Origin of the sequence: Caballeronia sp. (assembly GCF_028292365.1) — a bacterium.
GTDB lineage: Bacteria > Pseudomonadota > Gammaproteobacteria > Burkholderiales > Burkholderiaceae > Caballeronia.
This window is the reverse complement of record NZ_JAQGMM010000658.1, coordinates 1-2,899: the sequence shown is the minus strand read 5'-3', so window position 1 is coordinate 2,899 and position 2,899 is coordinate 1. Positions and strand designations below refer to the sequence as shown.

Below are 2,899 nucleotides of genomic sequence, written 5' to 3'. Positions count from 1 at the left end.
GCTGTAATAACGTTAGCCCCTCGACCGAGATGTCCCACGCGCGTCGTGCCTCTTCGGGCGGGAATTGCCGTTCAATCGCGCATTCTCCGTCCGAACCGAAGCCGACGATCGCCTGTCCGCCGTTTCTACCCGATGCCCCCCAGCCGATCCGCTGGGCTTCGAGCAACGCAACCGAGTAGCCGCGCGTTGCAAGTTCGAGCGCACACGAAACGCCGGCGAAGCCCCCACCCACCACACACACATCGGCCGCGATGCGTTCGTCTAGGGGCGCGCAGGGAGCCGGACGTTTGACGCTCGCCTCATAGTACGAGTCCTCAGTTACACTGAGTTCTTTTTGCAAAAGCATGATTAGGTGCTACGGCACGCGGAAGTTAATGAACTGCCAAGGGTCGTGCTCGTCCTTATGCCCTGGATACAGAGTTGATCGATCACGCAGCGGAGTCCAGTCGTCATATACGCCAATGAGTTCGCCTAGGTACGGGCGCGCGATGTTCAGTATCATCCGGTAGTCGACATCGTCCGGTTCCACGACGCCCGCCCGTGGATTGTTCAAAACCCACACCATACCCCCCAGCACACCGGCGACGACCTGCAGGCTCGTTGCAGTGTTGTGTGGAATCAATCGTCTGGCCTCGGCGATCGACAGGCGTGAACCCAACCAGTACACGCCGCACTTATTGCCCATCAGCAAGACTCCAAGCTCGTCAACCCCCTCGGTGGCTTCGTCTCGAATGACGCGTTTCTGGCTTTGTATCCGCCAGTCACGGTCGGCCAGTTCATGAATGGACAGCAGCGCGTCTTCGCAGGGTCGGTAGGCGTAGTTGACGGTGGGCCGATAGACTACCTCACCCTCCTCTCGCAAAGTAAGATGATCCGTGATCGAAATGGATTCGCCGTGCGTAATGAGATATCCGTTATACGGTCCGCCCAGCGGCGTCCAGCTGCGCACCTGTGCCGAGAAGCCGGGGCGGGTGAGGTAGACCGCTGCGTCGCATCCGAAGCCATGTCGCTTTGCATCGTCGGGCCAGTGCTGTTCGTGACTGCCCCATCCGAGTTCGGACGGTTGCAGTCCTTCTTCTACGAATGCGTCCACCGACCACGTGTTGACGAACTCATCGCGCTTCTTGCGTCGGCCGGCAAACTGAGTATCCCGCTCTGCAATGTGTATAGCCTTGACGCCAAGCCGCCTCGCCAGCGCGGCCCAATCCTCGTAACACGACGGATGCCTGTCATGCAGCCGATTCTGCAAGGCCATGTTGAGCAGCGCCTGTTTGACGAGCGCTGATGCAAGTCCTGGGTTGGCCCCGTGTGTGACGACTGCGGTCGGACCCGTGCGCTTGTCTAACCGGAAGGCAAGCACCTCCTCCCTCAACGCATAATTCGACCGATGCGACAAGGATGTCTGCCCATCCGCCCAGCGTTGCGGCCACGGTTCAATCGAAGTGTCGAGATAGAGAGCACCATGGCGCCAGCAAAAACGGATCAGCGCAATGCTCGAGACGTTAACCGACAGGTTAAGGAGGAAATCGCCCTCGCGCAGCACTTGCCCTAGCACCGCTTCATAGTTATCCGGCGTAAGCGCCTTGAACATCGTCTCAACACCGTATTCGAGGGCGGTCGAGGGATCGTCGGTGCGAAGGCATATGATTTTCACTTGGCTGGGATCGATACCGAGATGACGGAACAGCATGGGTAGTATGGATTGCCCTATGCTTCCGAATCCGACCATCACTAGGTGTCCGGCGAACGTCGCGTACTTGGGTCCAATGTCCATGTGCTGCTCCTCTCGCGGCGACTGTCGGTGTTGGCTCGGCATAGGTCCTTGTGCCAAGTTGTGCAACGATCGTGCCGCATGCCCAAGCCGATATTGTTCGCCTTCTGGCCTCGACAGTCGGATCAAGACGTTTGCCGCTTTTCCCGCTTGCGGTGCATCAAGCCTTGAGCTGTACATCTGTTGAGATCGCGAATCCCCCGCGTCGATTTCCCGTCACGAACCCGGGGGATCCGACGATGAGCTTAGTGACATGCGGGGGTCATGCATATGCTCCTTCGCTTTCATTGAGGGCGAACGATATTGCGAGACGGCTTCTTGAATGTCTCGCGACAGCATCTGCCTTCCGCCTCGACGATTCGTCTACCGTCTTGTTAATTAGCCTGCGAACTTTCGCCGATTTTCGTGGAACGGTGTTTTATATGCCGAAGTGTGCTTGAGGCGTAGCAGTCACGAACGCGAATCGGTAGCGCGTGATCCCTTGCGGTTTCGTTTGGAGCCTGCTGGCGGAGAGCTGTTACCGACCGCTGCGTTCGGCACACCATCCCTGCGCTCATGCAGCCCCGATTCAGTGGCGCGTTGTGCCGTGGGACAGTGCGAGCCGTTGATTCGACGTGCCCGCGATTCGACCCACAAAACGAGCTCCATAATTCCCCGCGTTGATACGCTTGTGTGCAGGCGAGTAACCTCCCGCGGTAGAAACCAACCACATCTCCTAATCTCGTTGCTGGGCGCAGCATAGGCGCTGCGAGATAGAGCGGCCTCAAAAACGTAGTGACGTGTGCGCAAGCCATCAAACTCAAACAGGGGCGAAACCGCCACGGAGTTGATGTTGGTCTCTTCCCGTAATTCACGAGTTGCGGCGCACCTCAAAGCCTCCCCGGCCTTGACTTTTCCGCCCGGCAGGGACCATCGCGAGCCTGACTTCGTGACAAGCAAAAACCGGCTGCCCCTCCTGCAGACTACGGTCGCACGCACTTTCATGTTTGACTCTGCATCTGCTGGCCAGTTACAACTGTAGGCCAGTTGAACTTATTGAAAGGGCAGCCTAAGGAATGAGCCCTCGGACTACCCATGCATCGACTAATCATAATTCTGCTTCTGAATCAATCAATCCAAAAATCAACG

At 57.8% G+C, this 2,899-nt stretch carries 3 protein-coding genes; all 3 read right to left on the bottom strand.

Annotated elements, in window-relative coordinates; genetic code table 11:
• The coding region (locus tag JWR14_RS37905; protein WP_299719877.1) for an FAD-binding oxidoreductase at nt 1–346 on the bottom strand (346 nt) is incomplete at its 3' end.
• Nucleotides 347–355: 9 nt separating this feature from the next.
• Nucleotides 356–1,774 carry a saccharopine dehydrogenase NADP-binding domain-containing protein gene (locus tag JWR14_RS37900; RefSeq protein ID WP_299719875.1) on the bottom strand — a complete coding sequence of 473 codons (1,419 nt, stop codon included), beginning with the start codon at nt 1,772–1,774 and terminating at the stop codon, nt 356–358.
• Between the two features lie 447 nt (nt 1,775–2,221).
• On the bottom strand, nt 2,222–2,755 hold the full coding sequence (locus JWR14_RS37895) for an NUDIX domain-containing protein (protein ID WP_299719873.1): 534 nt from the start codon (nt 2,753–2,755) through the stop codon (nt 2,222–2,224).
• Nucleotides 2,756–2,899: the final 144 nt, after the last annotated feature.

Coding starts and splice junctions, on each gene's coding strand:
- JWR14_RS37900 (WP_299719875.1), bottom strand. CDS start 1,774: ATGGACATTGGACCCAAGTACGCGACGTTCGCCGGACACCTAGTGATG.
- JWR14_RS37895 (WP_299719873.1), bottom strand. CDS start 2,755: ATGAAAGTGCGTGCGACCGTAGTCTGCAGGAGGGGCAGCCGGTTTTTG.